Source organism: Bacillus haynesii (genome assembly GCF_001969855.1).
In the GTDB taxonomy this organism is placed as follows: Bacteria; Bacillota; Bacilli; order Bacillales; family Bacillaceae; genus Bacillus; species Bacillus haynesii.
Window position 1 is genome coordinate 372,634 of record NZ_MRBL01000003.1, and the last position, 15,125, is coordinate 387,758.

18 protein-coding genes are annotated in these 15,125 nt (G+C 43.3%); 7 read left to right on the forward strand and 11 right to left on the reverse strand.

The features are described from left to right. The first annotated feature begins 298 nt into the window (after positions 1-298). The 6 genes from degQ (at position 299) to BTA31_RS03980 (ending at position 5,147) form a co-directional block, all read left to right on the forward strand. Complete coding sequence (gene degQ / locus BTA31_RS03955; protein ID WP_003184860.1) at positions 299-439, forward strand: degradation enzyme regulation protein DegQ; 141 nt, start codon at positions 299-301, stop codon at positions 437-439. Between the two features lie 187 nt (positions 440-626). After that, positions 627-1,538 carry a polyprenyl synthetase family protein gene (locus tag BTA31_RS03960; RefSeq protein ID WP_076788957.1) on the forward strand — a complete coding sequence of 304 codons (912 nt, stop codon included), beginning with the start codon at positions 627-629 and terminating at the stop codon, positions 1,536-1,538. Then, positions 1,510-1,680 (forward strand): competence pheromone ComX, encoded by a 171-nt coding sequence (gene comX / locus BTA31_RS03965; protein WP_020452790.1) that lies wholly within the window; start codon positions 1,510-1,512, stop codon positions 1,678-1,680. Before BTA31_RS03960 ends, comX begins: the two co-directional genes overlap by 29 nt. A 20-nt stretch (positions 1,681-1,700) precedes the next feature. Beyond that, positions 1,701-4,016 carry a sensor histidine kinase gene (locus BTA31_RS03970; protein ID WP_076788958.1) on the forward strand — a complete coding sequence of 772 codons (2,316 nt, stop codon included), beginning with the start codon at positions 1,701-1,703 and terminating at the stop codon, positions 4,014-4,016. 86 nt (positions 4,017-4,102) lie between these two features. After that, positions 4,103-4,741, forward strand: a complete 639-nt coding sequence (gene comA, locus BTA31_RS03975; RefSeq protein ID WP_043928767.1) for a two-component system response regulator ComA — start codon at positions 4,103-4,105, stop codon at positions 4,739-4,741. A gap of 16 nt (positions 4,742-4,757) precedes the next feature. Next, entirely contained in the window at positions 4,758-5,147 is a 390-nt protein-coding gene (locus BTA31_RS03980; RefSeq protein WP_076788959.1) for a hotdog fold thioesterase, read from the forward strand. Positions 5,148-5,185: 38 nt separating this feature from the next. On the opposite strand, the gene mnhG is transcribed toward BTA31_RS03980, so the two are convergent. From mnhG to BTA31_RS04015, 7 genes are read right to left on the reverse strand one after another with little or no spacing between them, the layout of a single operon-like run. Beyond that, complete coding sequence (mnhG, locus tag BTA31_RS03985) at positions 5,186-5,560, reverse strand: monovalent cation/H(+) antiporter subunit G (protein WP_075751277.1); 375 nt, start codon at positions 5,558-5,560, stop codon at positions 5,186-5,188. Further along, positions 5,544-5,828 (reverse strand): Na(+)/H(+) antiporter subunit F1, encoded by a 285-nt coding sequence (locus BTA31_RS03990; RefSeq protein WP_003184842.1) that lies wholly within the window; start codon positions 5,826-5,828, stop codon positions 5,544-5,546. Before BTA31_RS03990 ends, mnhG begins: the two co-directional genes overlap by 17 nt. Continuing rightward, positions 5,828-6,304, reverse strand: coding sequence for a Na+/H+ antiporter subunit E (locus BTA31_RS03995; RefSeq protein ID WP_043928771.1), 477 nt, complete (start codon positions 6,302-6,304; stop codon positions 5,828-5,830). Before BTA31_RS03995 ends, BTA31_RS03990 begins: the two co-directional genes overlap by 1 nt. A gap of 5 nt (positions 6,305-6,309) precedes the next feature. Beyond that, positions 6,310-7,788, reverse strand: a complete 1,479-nt coding sequence (locus BTA31_RS04000; RefSeq protein WP_076788960.1) for a Na+/H+ antiporter subunit D — start codon at positions 7,786-7,788, stop codon at positions 6,310-6,312. Continuing rightward, on the reverse strand, positions 7,781-8,122 hold the full coding sequence (locus BTA31_RS04005) for a Na(+)/H(+) antiporter subunit C (RefSeq protein WP_043929148.1): 342 nt from the start codon (positions 8,120-8,122) through the stop codon (positions 7,781-7,783). Before BTA31_RS04005 ends, BTA31_RS04000 begins: the two co-directional genes overlap by 8 nt. After that, positions 8,122-8,553 (reverse strand): Na(+)/H(+) antiporter subunit B, encoded by a 432-nt coding sequence (locus BTA31_RS04010; protein WP_043929147.1) that lies wholly within the window; start codon positions 8,551-8,553, stop codon positions 8,122-8,124. The genes BTA31_RS04005 and BTA31_RS04010 overlap by 1 nt, the downstream gene beginning before the upstream one ends. Next, the gene (locus BTA31_RS04015) at positions 8,550-10,952 is read right to left on the reverse strand and encodes a Na+/H+ antiporter subunit A (protein WP_076788962.1); all 2,403 of its coding nucleotides are present in this window, start codon (positions 10,950-10,952) and stop codon (positions 8,550-8,552) included. Before BTA31_RS04015 ends, BTA31_RS04010 begins: the two co-directional genes overlap by 4 nt. Positions 10,953-11,196: 244 nt before the next feature. Here BTA31_RS04015 and BTA31_RS04020 point away from each other — a divergent pair, with 244 nt between their 5' ends. Continuing rightward, positions 11,197-11,430, forward strand: a complete 234-nt coding sequence (locus BTA31_RS04020) for a hypothetical protein (RefSeq protein ID WP_043929145.1) — start codon at positions 11,197-11,199, stop codon at positions 11,428-11,430. A gap of 59 nt (positions 11,431-11,489) precedes the next feature. Here the strand turns inward: BTA31_RS04020 and BTA31_RS04025 are convergent, their stop codons facing one another. The 4 genes from BTA31_RS04025 to pssA form a co-directional block, all read right to left on the reverse strand. Continuing rightward, the gene (locus BTA31_RS04025) at positions 11,490-12,833 is read right to left on the reverse strand and encodes a 2-hydroxycarboxylate transporter family protein (RefSeq protein WP_043929144.1); all 1,344 of its coding nucleotides are present in this window, start codon (positions 12,831-12,833) and stop codon (positions 11,490-11,492) included. Positions 12,834-13,104: 271 nt separating this feature from the next. Continuing rightward, entirely contained in the window at positions 13,105-13,896 is a 792-nt protein-coding gene (locus tag BTA31_RS04035) for a phosphatidylserine decarboxylase (protein ID WP_076788966.1), read from the reverse strand. Positions 13,897-13,938: 42 nt separating this feature from the next. Next, positions 13,939-14,421, reverse strand: a complete 483-nt coding sequence (locus BTA31_RS04040; RefSeq protein ID WP_076788967.1) for a DedA family protein — start codon at positions 14,419-14,421, stop codon at positions 13,939-13,941. Positions 14,422-14,427: 6 nt separating this feature from the next. Continuing rightward, entirely contained in the window at positions 14,428-14,964 is a 537-nt protein-coding gene (gene pssA, locus BTA31_RS04045; protein WP_239693127.1) for a CDP-diacylglycerol--serine O-phosphatidyltransferase, read from the reverse strand. Positions 14,965-15,125: the final 161 nt, after the last annotated feature.

Consider the following 15,125-nt stretch of genomic DNA (forward strand, 5'->3'; position numbering starts at 1 on the left):
AAACGAACAAAAAACAACTGAACTTGTGATGTTAAAGGGATTTATAAGCGATCTTTATTTGACTCCTTAAAAAACAAACAAAAATTTTATGTTTCATTAGGATTTGAGAACTAATCGCAAGTCGTGTAAAATGGGTGTTATGGTCTATTTGAAGTTTGCGGTGTAACGCATGAATTTATATGCAACTTTTCGGTGAAAAAGAGACCAAATCCATTTAAACTTGTATTAACAGATCAAATACCTATGACTCGTTCACTATACACAAATTGATTGATCTTCCAAAAGGAGTGTGGAACCGGTGGAAAAGCAACAAATTGAAGAATTAAAACAACTGCTTTGGCGGCTAGAGAATGAAATCAGAGAAACAAAGGACTCCTTGCGCAAGATTAACAAAAGCATTGATCAATACGATAAGTACACATATCTAAAAACCTCGTAAAAAGACTTGTTTCAGACAAGTCTTTTTTTTTGTGTAAATGAATCCAAAAAAAGGATAAATTATTATATAATTGTTAAATAAAAAAATTGCTCTGTCAATCGGGAATTTGATTTAGTAAAATAATAAGAAAGGAGGGAGCACCATCTCTAAGCTTTTTTGTCTAGATCACAGTAAAATCAAGCAAAGAATGAATCATTTTATAGACATTGAGATTCCCAACGCGGACTTAAATCGGACGCTGCACGATTTTCTAGATGCAAAGGACCAGTTGCATTTCAGCGAGCTTGCTTTTTATCATTACCAAAGTTTCGGCGGCACGGACACTGATGCGGCAGAAACCCTTGGAGCAGGCATAGAACTCTTGATTCTTGCGTTTGATATATTCGATGATTTAGAGGATGAAGACAGCCCCGATGAACCTTGGATGAAAATAAACCGTTCAGTCGCAATGAATGTGGCGACTGCGCTTTATACAATAAGCATTAAAGTGATCGGTTCGGTGTCGAAAGAACCGGTGTTTTTTGAAAAACTGATGGAATATACACTTCAATCGATGCAGGGACAGCATGACGATCTCAGCAACCGCCCTGCCACTGAAGATGAGTGCCTTGACATGATCAAGCGTAAATCCGGAGCGCTTACGGCTTTGCCATGCGTGCTGGGAGCGATGCTTGCCACCGGTAAATTTGACCCGGCGGTTGAAAAGTACGCCTACCAGCTGGGCATTGCTTCACAAATCGAAAATGATTATAAAGCACTTTTTTATGATTCAAAAAGCGATATCGCCAAGAAAAAGCGCACGCTTGCGTACTTATATTTGTCAAGAAAATTTAACCAGCCGTCGATTGATTTATTAAAAACATTTGAAACTGAGGATAAAATTGCCGATAAAGAAATAAAATGCTATAAAGAGAAATTGAAAGCAGCAGGCGTCACTCAGTATATGTATGTTATGAATCAGCTCGCTATTCAGAAATTTAAAAAGGGAATCGGGGAGCTGGAGTTGGGGGATATGGAGAAAGAACGTTTGATGTCTGCGCTTTTAAACGAGTCTATACGAGGAGAGTCTTATGCAGGAGATCGTGAGTTTTTTGGTTGAACACCCGGAAGTGTTGGAACAGGTTATCGCTGGCAAAGCCAGTCTTATAGGTGTTGATAAAGACCAAGTTTTCAGTTTAATTGAAGGTTTTAAAAGAATTGAAGCAGGTTGGGGTCCTTACCCTAATTTATGGTTCAAATAATGAATAGTAGGGATTTCTAAATGAAGTCATATTATAACAAGGTTTCACTAGTTCTCATATTGTTAAGTTTTATTTATGTTCTCTATGTTTGCTATCTTAGTTTTAATAATAATCTAGTTGGGTTAAAGGTGAAAAACCTTGATGAACACACCCTGGAAGTTGTGGAAGTGAAAAAACACACTTTAGCCGCTGATTATGTAGAATTAAAAGAAGGAGATATCATTCATAGAATAAATGGGCAGCAGGTTCCATTTAAAAAAGATAAGGAATATACATTGTCAAACGTTTTAAGGTTAACAATTGAAAGAAATGGGAAAGTGTTTGAGAATGATTCTTTGATATATTTGGATTTAGTCAGTTATGACAGTTTTTTTATATTTATCATTCCGTTGATCTTTTACTTTTTATGTTTGATTTGTGTGTATTTTATTTTTAAAGTAAACAAATCTAAAAATCTCTTTTCAGCATTTTTATTAGTCCTATTTCTACTTATTACTTCTATAGCTTATGTCAGTGCAGGTGCTGTTGCAAGAGGTGACACTTTTAGTAGATTTGTAAATATACTTACTTTTTTAGCTGTTCCAACTAGCTACTTACATTTTATATATCAATACTTTAAAGAGATAGGGAAAACATTTTTCAGTAATAAAGTTTTTTTACTTTATGTAATACCATTTATAAACCTCATACTTGAAGCTGGTTTATACTTATTTGAATTTGAGGGAAGTATTCTAAAAAGCATAAATTTACTGTCGTTCTTTATTTCGACGGTTATTGTTTTTATTCTGATTACATATGCCTTAATTAAATTCAAGTATTCTCAACAGTCCTACTTATTGAAAATATTAATGTTGATGAACTTCATTGCATTGGTACCGTTTTTGTTTTTCTATGTACTTCCTATGCTGGTCTTTGGCGATTATATTTTTTCGGCCATTGTTGTATCCCCGTTTCTGTTGCTGATTCCTTTATCTTTGGTATATCAATTTATGTCTAATAAAATATATGATATTGAATTTTTAATCGGTCGATTGAAATATTATAGTTTTTTAGCTATAATTCCAACTTCTCTAATTATTACTATTTTAGCCATTGTTAAGCATCAAGAAGGAGAATTTTTCACAGTACAGGTTACAATCTTTACATATCTCATCATGGTAGGCGTTTTCTATTTAAAAGAAATTATTGATTTCCGCTTTCGCCTAAAGCGCTTTTCTGAGAAATTTAACTACCAGGATAGCATTTTTAAGTTTACTCAAACCATTCGAACATTTACGTCTTTAAATCAAGTTTTAATGGAGTTAAAACAAATCGTTTTGGACGTACTTCTTGTTAATAATATTTATATGCTCAAAGTAAAAAACGATGGATCTGTATCATTGCTAGAGAATGATACAGAAGAAAAACCGTGGATCCCCTACGAACAAGAAGTAACCAAGGTCATCACCGACATCGGCAAAATCGTCGAAGTCGACCGCGGATTTTTGATTAAGATCGGTGAACGGGGCGGGACGTCTTATGTCATGCTGTGTTTGTCGGTTTTAAATACGCCTAGGCTGACGCGCGATGAGATTTCATGGCTTGAGACGCTGGCGTTTTATACGAGCGTTTCCCTGGAAAACGTGTTGAAAATCGGCGAGCTGATGGAGCATCTGGAACATGTGAAAAAAGAAGGGCCGAATCCGGCGTGGCTGAATAAATTGATGTTTGCGATTGAAGAGAAGCAGAGATCTGATTTAGCCCGCGATCTCCACGATTCTGTGCTGCAGGACATGATTTCCTTGAAGCATCAAAGCGAGATGTTTCTGGCTGATTTTGAAAAAGATAAAGTCTGTACGAATCAAATCCGGCAAAGGCTCATCAATATGAATGAGCAAATGTCCACCGTCATTCAGACGACAAGGGAAACGTGTCAGGAGCTGAGGCCGCAGCTGTTGTATGATCTCGGACTTGTCAAAGCCCTTTCGAAACTGGCGGCGCAGCATCAGGAATCCTCATCGATCGATAAGATTCGCCTCAATACGGAAAGGTTCTCAAAGGTGCTAGACTTGGACACGCAGTTGAATTTGTACAGAATTGTGCAGGAACTTTTAAGCAATGCGGCAAAACACTCGAAAGCTAATGAGGTTTTGATTATGCTTGTCTGCATAAAAGAAAAAGTTGTTCTTCATTACGAAGATGACGGCATCGGGGTTGACCCGGACAAGCTTTATCAAAACAGCGCAAGCATGGGGCTGTCGGGCATTCGCGAGCGCGTTCGCGCGCTGAACGGCAGTCTGGATATACAGACAGCAGAAGGGAAAGGCTTCAGGGTCGCCATTGAAATGGAATTGTAATGTTTAGTTAACATTTTTGCTTGGCATCCGCCAAGTTTTTTCTATAAAATGGTGATAGGGCAAGGTTACGCAAAAGGGAGGAAATTATGAGAAGATTACTTGTGATCGATGATCATCCGGCTGTCATGGAGGGGACGAAGGCAATTCTTGAAACGAACCAGGACTTTGTTGTCGATTGCCTCAGCCCTGAAGCCAGCGAACAATTTCTCAAGAAACATGATTTTTCTGCGTATGACCTGATCTTAATGGATTTAAATTTGGGTGAAATCAACGGCATGGACCTATCTAAGAAAATCCTTGAGACGTGTTCATCATGCAAAATTATCGTTTACACAGGGTATGAAGTCGAAGATTATTTTGAAGAGGCGATTCGTTCCGGCATGCATGGCGCCATCAGCAAAACGGAATCGAAGGAAAAGATTATAGAGTACATATATCAGGTGCTGGATAATAAAATTGTCGTCGATTATGATTATTTCAAGCAGCTGATTACACAGCAAAAATCGAAGTCAAACGGCCAGCAGACCCAGCACGATCTTTTGACTGAAAGGGAATGCCTGATTTTAAAAGAAGTCGAAAAAGGCTACACAAATCAGGAAATTGCTGATGCGCTTCATTTAAGCAAACGGTCGATCGAATACAGTCTGACTTCCGTATTCAGCAAACTGAATGTAGGATCACGGACAGAGGCTGTTTTAATCGCGAAATCTGAAGGTGTACTTTGATGAGAGGACGATTGTGATGGAAACGAAACATACACTTCTTGAAGCGTTGGGAATCGAGTTGAAGGAGTGCAGCAAAGAACGGTGTGTTGCCGTCATGCCTGTCGATGAAAGAACGCGTCAGCCTTTCGGCTATCTGCACGGAGGCGCGTCCGTTGCGCTTGCTGAAACGGTGGCAAGCATCGGGGCATATCAGCATATCGATCCAAAAGAGCAGGCATGCTTCGGGCTTGAGATCAACGCCAACCATATAAAGTCGGTAAAAGACGGGACGGTTAAAGCGGTTGCAACGCCTCTGCATGTGGGTAAATCAACAATGGTGTTTCAAATTGAAATACGCGATGAGCAAGACAGCCTGATTTGCACGTCCAGGTGCACGATGGCGGTCATCGGCCGTCCTTCATCGTAAACAAAAAGAAAACTCGCCTTTTAGGGCGAGTTTTCTTTTTATAAATAGGAATCTTCCTTCTTTTTAATCAGAAAATTTCTGTAGCCTTCATAATCGTCCTGTACGCTTTTCTTTTCCATTTTAACGCCTGTATTATAGGCGGCCCTTGCGATCAGGTGCGCGCCTACAGGAGACGTCAGAAATACAAAGACGATACCGAGCAGCACTTTGGCCGTAATGAAGCCGTGCAGAAACCAGAAGTAAAAGAATACGCCGAGCAGCACGCTGATGATCCCCAATGTCGCTCCTTTTGAAGCGGCGTGGATTCTTGAGTATACGTCAGGCAGCCTTAGCGTTCCAAAGGAAGCGGCTAACGATATCAGTGCGCCAAGAAGGACCAAAACGGCGATAAGCAATTTAGCGGCTTCGATCATTTTCGATAATCTCTCCTTTCTCAAGGAATTTAGAAAATGCGACGGTGCCGATAAAGGCCAGAATACCGATCAAGAGGATGACTTCCAAATATGCTGTCGTATTTAACAGGATGGACACGAGAGCCGTAATTCCGATCAGGTTGATGCCGATCGCATCAAGCGCCACCACTCTGTCCGGGATGCTCGGCCCTTTAATGACCCTCAGGACATACAGAAAAGTGGAGACCGCCAAAATGCCGAGTGACAATTGCAAAATAAATTCAAACATCAGCGGCTTACCTCCTTAATGGCCTCTTCAAACGAAATGCGGATATCACTGATGGCTTTCTCGGCATCATCGATATCGACCGCATGAATATAAAGAATCGAACGGTCGTCGGAGACATCAACGACCAATGTGCCCGGTGTCAGCGAAATCAGGTTTGCCAACGTCGTGATTTCCCAGTCCGCTTTAAGATCTGTCTTGAAGGCGAATATGCCGGGCTTATTTTTTAACCGTGGGGACAAGATCGTCTTTAATACGCTGACATTTGCCAGAACGAGCTCTTTCATAAAAATAAACAGCAGTCTGACGATCGCCCAAATGTTAATCAAGTAAAAGCGGCGGCGGAAAAAGCGCCTCATCAGAAAGAGCGAGAATAATCCGATCACATAACCGATGACAAACCCGGCAGCGGTGTAGTCATTGTTCAGAAACATCCAGCACAACGCAAGAATAAAGTTCAACAATATTTGTAATGCCATGCGATCTACTCCTTCAAAACGGCTTCAATATATTTTTCGGGATTGACGAGCGTATCAGCCGCCTGATGAAAATACGGCGCGATAAGCTCGGTTCCGAGTCCGATGGCAAGCGACAGAAAGAGCAGTACCGCTGCCGGATACATATAGCCTTTTAGCTGCCTTTTGGCCGGTGCATCTTCCTGTTCATCCCCCCAGAAGCCGTTGATAAATATTTTCATGACGGAATACAAGACAAGCAGGCTGGAGAAAAGCATCAGCAGCGTAATCACGAATTCACCGCTTAAAAAGCCGCCTTCTGCAATTTTCAGCTTGCCGATGAATCCGCTGAAAGGAGGCACCCCTGCCAATGAAACGGCTGAAATCATAAACATCCAGCCAAGTACGGGATGGTTTTTGATCAGGCCGCTCATTTTTTTCAGGTTGTTTGTCCCTGTCAGGGCAAAAAGCGCCCCGCCAAGCATAAACAGCGCTCCTTTAATGATCATGTCATGAATCAGATAGTAGACAGATCCTTCGATCGAAGCCGGCGTATTAGCGGCGATACCGAACAAGATTACACCGACTGCAGTCACAATATTGTAGATGATGATTTTTTGAACATCCCAGTAGGCGATCGAGCCGATGACACCGAAGATGATCGTAAGGGCCGCAAGCCAGACCATTAATTGATGAGTAAAAGCCGCGTCTTGGGTGAAAATTAATGTAAACACCCTTGTGATCGCATACAGGCCGACTTTGGTCAGAAGTGCGCCAAACAGTGCGGACACAGCGGCAGGCGGCGCATAATAAGAACCAGGCATCCAGAAATACAGCGGGAAGATGCCGCCTTTTAAACCGAAGACGATCAAAAATAAAACAGCGATGACCGTGATCAGCCCGGTTTGCCCCGATTCGCTGATCCGAACGCTCAGATCCGCCATGTTTAATGTGCCCGTAACCGCATATAAATAAGCGACTCCGATGACAAAGAGGGCGGAAGAAATAATGTTAAAGACGATGTACTTCAGAGATTCCCGCAGCTGAATCTTCGTGCCGCCAATGACAATCAGCACATACGAAGCCATCAGGAGAACCTCAAAGAATACGAACAGGTTAAACAAGTCCCCGGTCAAGAAAGCGCCGCTAACTCCGGCAAGCAGGAACTGGACGGCTGGGTAATAAAAGAAACGCTCGCGTTTTTCGCCGATGGAGCGAAACGAATAAAGAACCGTCAGAAATCCGATAATAGCTGTCGTTAACGCCAGAAGGCTGGCGAATTGATCAGCGACAAGGCTGATTCCGAACGGCGGCTTCCACCCGCCGAGATACAAGGTCTGGATTCCGTCCGTATAGACGGTCTGCACAAGAACGACGGCCGCCGCGATCGCCGCAATGGAAGATATGGCGCTGAATGCACGCATCAGCACGATCGACTTGTTCATAAAGATAAGCAAAATTGCGGCCATTAAAGGAATCAGTATTGGCAGAATTACAAGATTATTCATGTTGATCATTTCCCCTCATTTGATCCATATCATCCATTTTCAGCTCTTGATAGGCGCGGAAAGCCATGACCAGGAGAAAAGAGGTGACCCCGAAAGCAATGACGATCGCCGTTAAAATCAACGCCTGAGGGAGAGGATCGACATAAGATGACGACTCTTCATTTAAAATAGGGGGCGCTCCCTTTTTTAACCCTCCCATTGTCAGCAAAAGCAGATGGACGCCATGGCTGAGAACGGCGGTTCCGATAATCACCCTCAGAAGGCTTTTTGAAAGCAGCAGATAAGTCGCCGCCATGAACAAAATTCCTACAATAAAAGACATTAAAATCTCCATTATTCTCTCTCCCCAATCGTCTGAATAATGGTCATGGTCACGCCGACCACTACGAGATAAACCCCGATATCAAACAATACCGCGGTGGCAAGCTCCGTTTTTCCCAAGAGCGGAAGGTTAAAGTAATCAAACGCGTGGGAAAGAAACTGAGCTCCGAATAAAAATGAGCCGATTCCGGTTGAAACGGAAATGAATAAGCCGATGGCCGCCACATAAATAAAGTTGACGGGCAAAATGTTCTGCACCGTTTTTAAATCATAGGCAAGCAGCAGAAGGACGAGCGAAGACGCCGTCATCAATCCGCCGATAAAACCGCCGCCAGGATTATTATGGCCGGCAAAAAACAGATGGAAAGAAAAGAGCAGAATGATAAAGGATGCAATCTTTGTAACGGTTTGCAGGATCACATCATTCGTCTGAACCTTTTTCAATGCTCTTCCCCTCCTTTCCCCAATCTGAGCCTGATCATGCCGTATATTCCTAAAGCGGCAATGACAAGTACGGTAATTTCAAACAATGTATCAAATCCCCTGAAGTCGACCAATATCACGTTGACGATATTGTGGCCGCCTGCGAGTTTATAGCTGTTTTCAATAAAATACGATGCAATGCTTTCAAGTGAGCGCTGGCTGTTTGCAGAAAGTGCGAGCAGCGTCACAATGGTTCCGACTCCGACCGATACAAGCGCATTTGTGACCCTGAACTTAGCCGATTTCGGCTTGAATCTGAGCTTCGGCAAATGATAGAAGCAAAGCAGGAACAATGCGACTGAAATCGTTTCGATGATCAGCTGCGTCAGCGCGAGATCCGGCGCTCTGAAAATGACAAAGAACAGCGCGAGCGTGTAGCCGATGACACCGAGCCCGATAATCGCCGTCAGTCTTGATCTTGCGAAAACGGTGGTAAATGTTGCGGCAATCATAACGGCTGACAGAACGAGCTCATAGATGCCGATTGAAGCATTGCCTTTCACATCGTATGAAAAACCCCCGGTAACAGCGAGCGATCCGCCGATGATCACGATAAAGAAGACAAAAACATAGATGAGATAATCGCGGAGAAACCCGGTCATATACGTTCTTGTAATCTTGTTGGAGCCTTTTTCAAGCCCTGACAGCGAGCTGTCGTACAGTTTGTTGAGCGTCAGTTTTTCCGGGAAGAGGCCGTAGACCTTCCGCCATTTTGACAAGGTCAAATAGGCGAGAACACCGAGAGCAACGACGCCGATCGTCATGTAGAGTTCAGGTGAAAAGCCGTGCCACATGTAAATATGAACCTTGAATTTTTCGTCTCCATCCAAAAGGGTCGGCATAATCGACGATGCAGCAGGTTCAATGATGCTGTATGACAGAATGTTCGGGAAAAAGAAAAAAATCACCACGAGAGATACGAGGACAATCGGCGAAATCAGCATGCCGAGTGGAGCCTCATGCGCTTGTTTTTCAAGCTTTTCAGGCTGATATTTTCCCCCGAAGGTTTTAAACAGCAGAACCATGCAGTAAATGAACGTAAACACGCTTCCGATCCAAGCCAGCACAGGAAAGAGAAAACCCCATGTGTCAGCGTTATACAAGTTAAAGTTCGTAATCCTGAGCATGCTGGTGAAAAACATTTCCTTGCTCAAAAAGCCGTTGAACGGAGGCAGTCCGGCCATTGAAAATGCGCCGATGAGCGTAATCGTAAACGTAATCGGCATGATCGTCATCAGACCGCCGAGCTTGCGGATATCCCTCGTTCCCGTTTCATGGTCGATGATTCCGACGGCCATGAATAAGCTGCCTTTGAAAGTCGCATGGTTAATCAAGTGAAAGACGGCGGCAATGACCGCAACCATATAATATTCAAAGTTTTGATAGTGCAGGGCGGCCGCTCCGACGCCGAGCATTGACATGATCATTCCGAGCTGGCTGACCGTAGAAAATGCAAGTATCGATTTCAGATCCGTCTGCTTGACCGCGTTGAACGAACCCCAGAAAAGCGTGACAATCCCTGTGAGGGACACGATCCAAAACCATTCCCCGGAAAAAGCGAACACAGGGGTGAATCTTGCAACGATATAAATCCCCGCTTTTACCATCGTGGCGGAGTGCAGGTAAGCACTTACAGGCGTTGGTGCTTCCATTGCGTCCGGAAGCCAGATGTAAAAAGGGAACTGCGCAGATTTAGTAAAGGCTCCGATTAACACCAGCACGAGAGCCGGGATGAAAAAGCCGTGCCCCGAAATTAAATCAACCTGGTTGATCATTTCTCTGATTGAGAATGAACCGGTGATCGTGTAAAGAAGAATGAAGCCTCCAAGCATGGAAAGACCGCCGAAAATGGTGATAAGCATCGATTTTGTCGCGCCGTATCTTGATTTCTCCCGCTTGTACCAATAGCCGATGAGCAGAAAAGACGATATGCTGGTCAATTCCCAAAATAAATAAAGTACAATGACGTTATCAACGAGAACAACGCCGAGCATTGCCCCCATGAACATGAGCAGATAAACGTAAAACGGTCCGAGCTGCTCTCTTTCTTTAGACAGATAATAGATGCTGTAAAGGACAACCAAAGACCCTATCCCTGTAATCAGAAGGGCGAATAGCAATCCGAGTCCGTCAACGTACGCAGTAAAGTTAATGCCAAAGGACGGAATCCACTCCAGTACAGCCTTTAATGTTCCGCCATCCGCCGTCATTTTGATCATGCGGAAAAAATAAATAAATAATAGAACAGGAAGAAACAGGACAAACCAGCCTGTATGAATCTTTCTGACGTTTTTCGCCAATAGCGGAATCAAGAAGGCGAGTGCAAAAGGCGATAAAATAGCAATATGTAAAGACGTCATATTAACCTCCCTTAAGGTAGCATGTATAAATACATTCTGTTCCATACTAAAATTTTCAAACGTTATGTACTTTTTTAGAACTGGTGACCTAGACAAATTATAACTCAAATTTTAATCGGCTGCATGATCTCATGGTAACCACGGTTTATGCGGTCTTATGAACCTGAAAACAATTTTAACAAAAAATGCGGCATTTGTATAATGGAAAGTTTTTTTGAACAAGATGAATTTGAGGTGATGAAAGATGAGAAGGAAAGCTTTTGTCAGCTTAAGTTTATTTTGTTCGCTTTTTGCGGGAGCGTTTATGATCAACAGGGAAATGACGCGTGAACAGACTCCGGGGATAGGGACGGACGAAGGCCCTCAATATCGCGGGGATTACACGCCGCTCCAGACGGGAGCGGAAGATCAATCCTTAACGGGAAAAGAAAGAGCTCCCTTTAAACCGAGAGAATATATCAGAGTTGAGAAACGCTGAAAACAAAAAAGGAATCCGATCGTATAGATCAGACTCCTTTTTGTTTTTTTATGCGGACCTTACGAGGTGAAGAACCTCAGTAAAACGGTCGCCATAATGACGGTTGCTGCCCCGCCGAGACGCGTTGAGATTTGCGCAAACGGCATCAGACCCATCCGGCCTGAAGCCGAAAGAATGGCCACGTCCCCTGTACCGCCGAGACCGCTGTGACAGCCTGTGACAATCGCTGATTCAACAGGGTACATGTTCATTAATTTTCCGACAAAGTAGCCTGATGTCACCATGGCAATGACGACTGAAGCGCAGACGGCGATGAAGCGCAGGGAAATAACAGACGCCACATCATCAAGCGGGATATAAAGAATGCCGAGCCCGACCATCAGCGGCCAAGTGAAGCTTGATGACATGAATTTGTAAAGCTGGTGTGCGCCTTTTTCCATGCTTGCAGGCAGAAGCTTTGCATATTTTACGGCAGCCGCCGCGATGATCATCAGGATCGCTCCCGGAATCGCGATGAACTTGGAGACCAAACCGCCGAAAATGAAGAAGGAACATGCGATTAAAACGCCGGCACCCATTAATTTTAAGTCGATTTTCGGCTCCTCTTCTTTTTGGTTGAAAATTTCATCGTCTTTTTTCGATTTGACGAGCCTGCCGTTACCGTTCAGTTCAGGACGCTTTTCGCCAAGCTTTTTCATCAGTCCGGCTGAGATGATGGCAACGACGTTTCCGATAATAGCGGCCGGAATGAGCTGTGAAACGAATACATCGGTGGATTGTCCCAAAATTTGCGAGTAAGCGAGTGACAGCGGCAGGATTCCTTCGCCGATGCCTCCGGCAATAATCGGTACAATAATAAAGAAGAAAGCTTCATAAGGGCTGTAGCCAAATAACAGACCGACGAGAATACCGGCGGCAACCGCTGCGATCGTCCCGGCCAACAACGGAACGAACATTCTCATAAAACCTTGAATCAGAACCGTGCGATGCATCCCTAAAATGCTTCCCGCGACTAAACATGCAATGTAGAAATACAGAAAATTTGACGTTTTCATCAAAGTCGTAACCGCTTCCATTGATGCAGGGTTAAGCACTTTGAAAAAGACTAAAAATGAAGGGACAAACAGTGATAGAATAGCTGGTCCGCCGATATCTTTTAAAATCGGAATGCGCTGTCCGACATCTCCGAGAAAAATACCGAGAATCATAATGACCGCAAAACCGCCAAGCATGTCATTCGGCAATTCATTAAAGTAAGCTGCCAGAAAAATAATCAGCGCAAGCGCAATATAGAGCGGAAACGGAATCACGCCGATTTTCCAGCTTATCAACTTCTGGAAAATATTTTTATTTTCTTTATGACCGTGATTTGTAATCGGTTTCAAATCTTTTGCTGCTTCCATAAAAAACACCCCCATGTTTGTATGTGTTCAATTGTAGAAGAAAAGTGTCAATTCTGTGCGTTTTTTAAATTAAAATAATCGATTGATAATTAAATTAAAACGAAAAAAGGCGGGAAAAGAGGAGGAATCTGCTTGATTTTGATCATTTTATAGGTCTTTTGGTGCATTAGGGAGCCGTATCCAGGCGAAAAAAGGGGTTTTCCTGTCCAGGGAGAAAGCTTTTTTAAGCGGCAATTAAAAAACCCCCGAAGCGGTTTTCGGGGGCGGTGCATTATGATTTTCTTTTGGCCAGAGATCCTAACACTTCCCCCATGTTGACTTGAAGAGAGGGGTGAAGGCGTTCATCAGGAATAAAGGTGTCTTTTTCAAACAGCAGAATAACGGTCGAGCCGAAAGAGAAATATGCAATTTCGTCGCCTTGGCGCCATTCTTTTGACTCCTGGAGCATCACGATCGAGTTAATATACATCGCCCCGACCTTCACAAGCAGGGCGGACCCATATTGATGCTTAAATTCGGAAATCATCCGGTAGTTTTTTGTCAGCGGCGATTTCCCGTATGTCAAACCGATTTTATTCACCGGGTAAGACGTGCTTCCCAGCGAGTATTGTGTTTCAAGTGTACCGTAAGCAGGGCTGTGAATTCTGTGGTAGTCCCTCGGACTTAAATAGATAATGATATAGGTTCCGCCGACATAGCGGTTCACGATCTCGGATCGTCCGATCATTTCTTCTACAGAATAGGGCTTTTGTTTGACGGTAAATTGCTTGTCGCGGGTGATGGTGCCCATTTCTTCGATGACTCCGTCGACAGGGCTGACCAGACTGTTTGGATCAGCGGGAAGGGGGCGTGCACCGCTCTTTAATTTTCTGATGAACAGCTCGTGCAGGCTGTTAAAAGAGCGGACATCTTCCTGCATCTCTTCTGTATTAATATGAAAGGTTTTGATATAGGAGGGAATGAGAGGTTTGCTGAGCTTTGACTGAGCAAACCTTTTCAGCATCCGGGACACGCCCCTTTTATTCGTCAACTCAATCAAAAACCGGTAAAGCCGCTTTTTCAAACTGTTCACTCCTTTACTGATCATCCGGGATGCAAGCGGTATTTAAATCACGCCGATTGTGTATCCGATCGTAATAAAAACGAGACACCAAATAAAAGCTCCTGATCCGGCATAAATCAGGAACCTTTTCATATCCATCTCATTCATGCCGGACAGATAGCATGTCACATGGCGGATTCCGGGAACAAAGTAGCCGAAAAGAATCGTCCACGGGCCGTATTTTTCAAACCAGCGGTGCACGGTGTCCAGTCTTTTCGGCGTCAGACCGATCCATTTCCCGAACTTATCGAGCAGCGGTTTACCGATTTTCTTCCCTAGAAAATAACTGATGAGCATCCCTGATACCGCACCTGAAAAACTGATTAAAAGAGACAGCTCATAGTTTAATATATGAATAGAAGACAGATAACCGACAAATGTCATCATGACCTCATCGGGTATCGGCAGGCCTACAATTCCGAGGACAAGCATCCCGAATATCGCAAAATACCCGTATTGGGAAATCAATTCTTTTGCCAACTCCATTAAAAACTAGCTCACTTTCTTCAATAGTTTTTTCCCCTTCAAGCTGATGACTTTGATTTTGCTGACCATGAGAAAGGACAGGAACAGCATGATCAAAATGAACGGCTTTTTGCCCAGGATCTCTGATAAAAGGTTTAAGCATACCAGAATCGTTCCGGCTGCGGTGATTGGAAGGCCTGTAAAATAATCCTGGTTCTCGGATTGAATATTAAATCGCGCCAGCCGAAGCGCTCCGCAAACAGGGAATAACAATGTCGAAGGAAGGCCTAAGATCGGAGCATCATAAAAAACGATTGAATAGGTGATGATGGCCGGGGCGACTCCGAAAGTGATAATATCAGACAAAGAATCTAATTCTTTTCCAAACGGGCTGACGGCATTTAATCTGCGCGCGGCCATGCCGTCAAGGCTGTCCAAGATAGCGCCGATCAGAACAAATATAATGGCTAAGAATAAATACCCTCTGAATGCAAGCAGTATTGAAGAGATGCCTGAAACAAAGTTTCCAACCGTAATTAAAGAAGGTATGACTGATTTATTCAATGTTTTCGCATCCTTTAAATAAAAACGTTTTATATAGAAATTAGAAATTAAACAATATTAAATTGTATACGATTTGCTTCCTGTCTGCAATAAAATTCCTGTAATGATTGATAACCAGACTTTTTCATCATACCATAAAAGTGGTAAAGACAATGGCGGCG

What these genes read in the sequence shown, in the direction of transcription:
- BTA31_RS03970 (WP_076788958.1), top strand. Translation starts at nt 1,701, where the DNA reads ATGAAGTCATATTATAACAAGGTTTCACTAGTTCTCATATTGTTAAGT.
- mnhG (WP_075751277.1), bottom strand. Translation starts at nt 5,560, where the DNA reads ATGATCGAAGCCGCTAAATTGCTTATCGCCGTTTTGGTCCTTCTTGGC.
- BTA31_RS03980 (WP_076788959.1), top strand. Translation starts at nt 4,758, where the DNA reads ATGGAAACGAAACATACACTTCTTGAAGCGTTGGGAATCGAGTTGAAG.
- BTA31_RS04015 (WP_076788962.1), bottom strand. Translation starts at nt 10,952, where the DNA reads ATGACGTCTTTACATATTGCTATTTTATCGCCTTTTGCACTCGCCTTC.
- BTA31_RS04025 (WP_043929144.1), bottom strand. Translation starts at nt 12,833, where the DNA reads ATGGAAGCAGCAAAAGATTTGAAACCGATTACAAATCACGGTCATAAA.
- BTA31_RS04020 (WP_043929145.1), top strand. Translation starts at nt 11,197, where the DNA reads ATGAGAAGGAAAGCTTTTGTCAGCTTAAGTTTATTTTGTTCGCTTTTT.
- BTA31_RS04000 (WP_076788960.1), bottom strand. Translation starts at nt 7,788, where the DNA reads ATGAATAATCTTGTAATTCTGCCAATACTGATTCCTTTAATGGCCGCA.
- BTA31_RS03960 (WP_076788957.1), top strand. Translation starts at nt 627, where the DNA reads ATGAATCATTTTATAGACATTGAGATTCCCAACGCGGACTTAAATCGG.
- BTA31_RS04040 (WP_076788967.1), bottom strand. Translation starts at nt 14,421, where the DNA reads ATGGAGTTGGCAAAAGAATTGATTTCCCAATACGGGTATTTTGCGATA.
- comA (WP_043928767.1), top strand. Translation starts at nt 4,103, where the DNA reads ATGAGAAGATTACTTGTGATCGATGATCATCCGGCTGTCATGGAGGGG.
- BTA31_RS03990 (WP_003184842.1), bottom strand. Translation starts at nt 5,828, where the DNA reads ATGTTTGAATTTATTTTGCAATTGTCACTCGGCATTTTGGCGGTCTCC.
- BTA31_RS04005 (WP_043929148.1), bottom strand. Translation starts at nt 8,122, where the DNA reads ATGGAGATTTTAATGTCTTTTATTGTAGGAATTTTGTTCATGGCGGCG.
- BTA31_RS03995 (WP_043928771.1), bottom strand. Translation starts at nt 6,304, where the DNA reads ATGGCATTACAAATATTGTTGAACTTTATTCTTGCGTTGTGCTGGATG.
- comX (WP_020452790.1), top strand. Translation starts at nt 1,510, where the DNA reads ATGCAGGAGATCGTGAGTTTTTTGGTTGAACACCCGGAAGTGTTGGAA.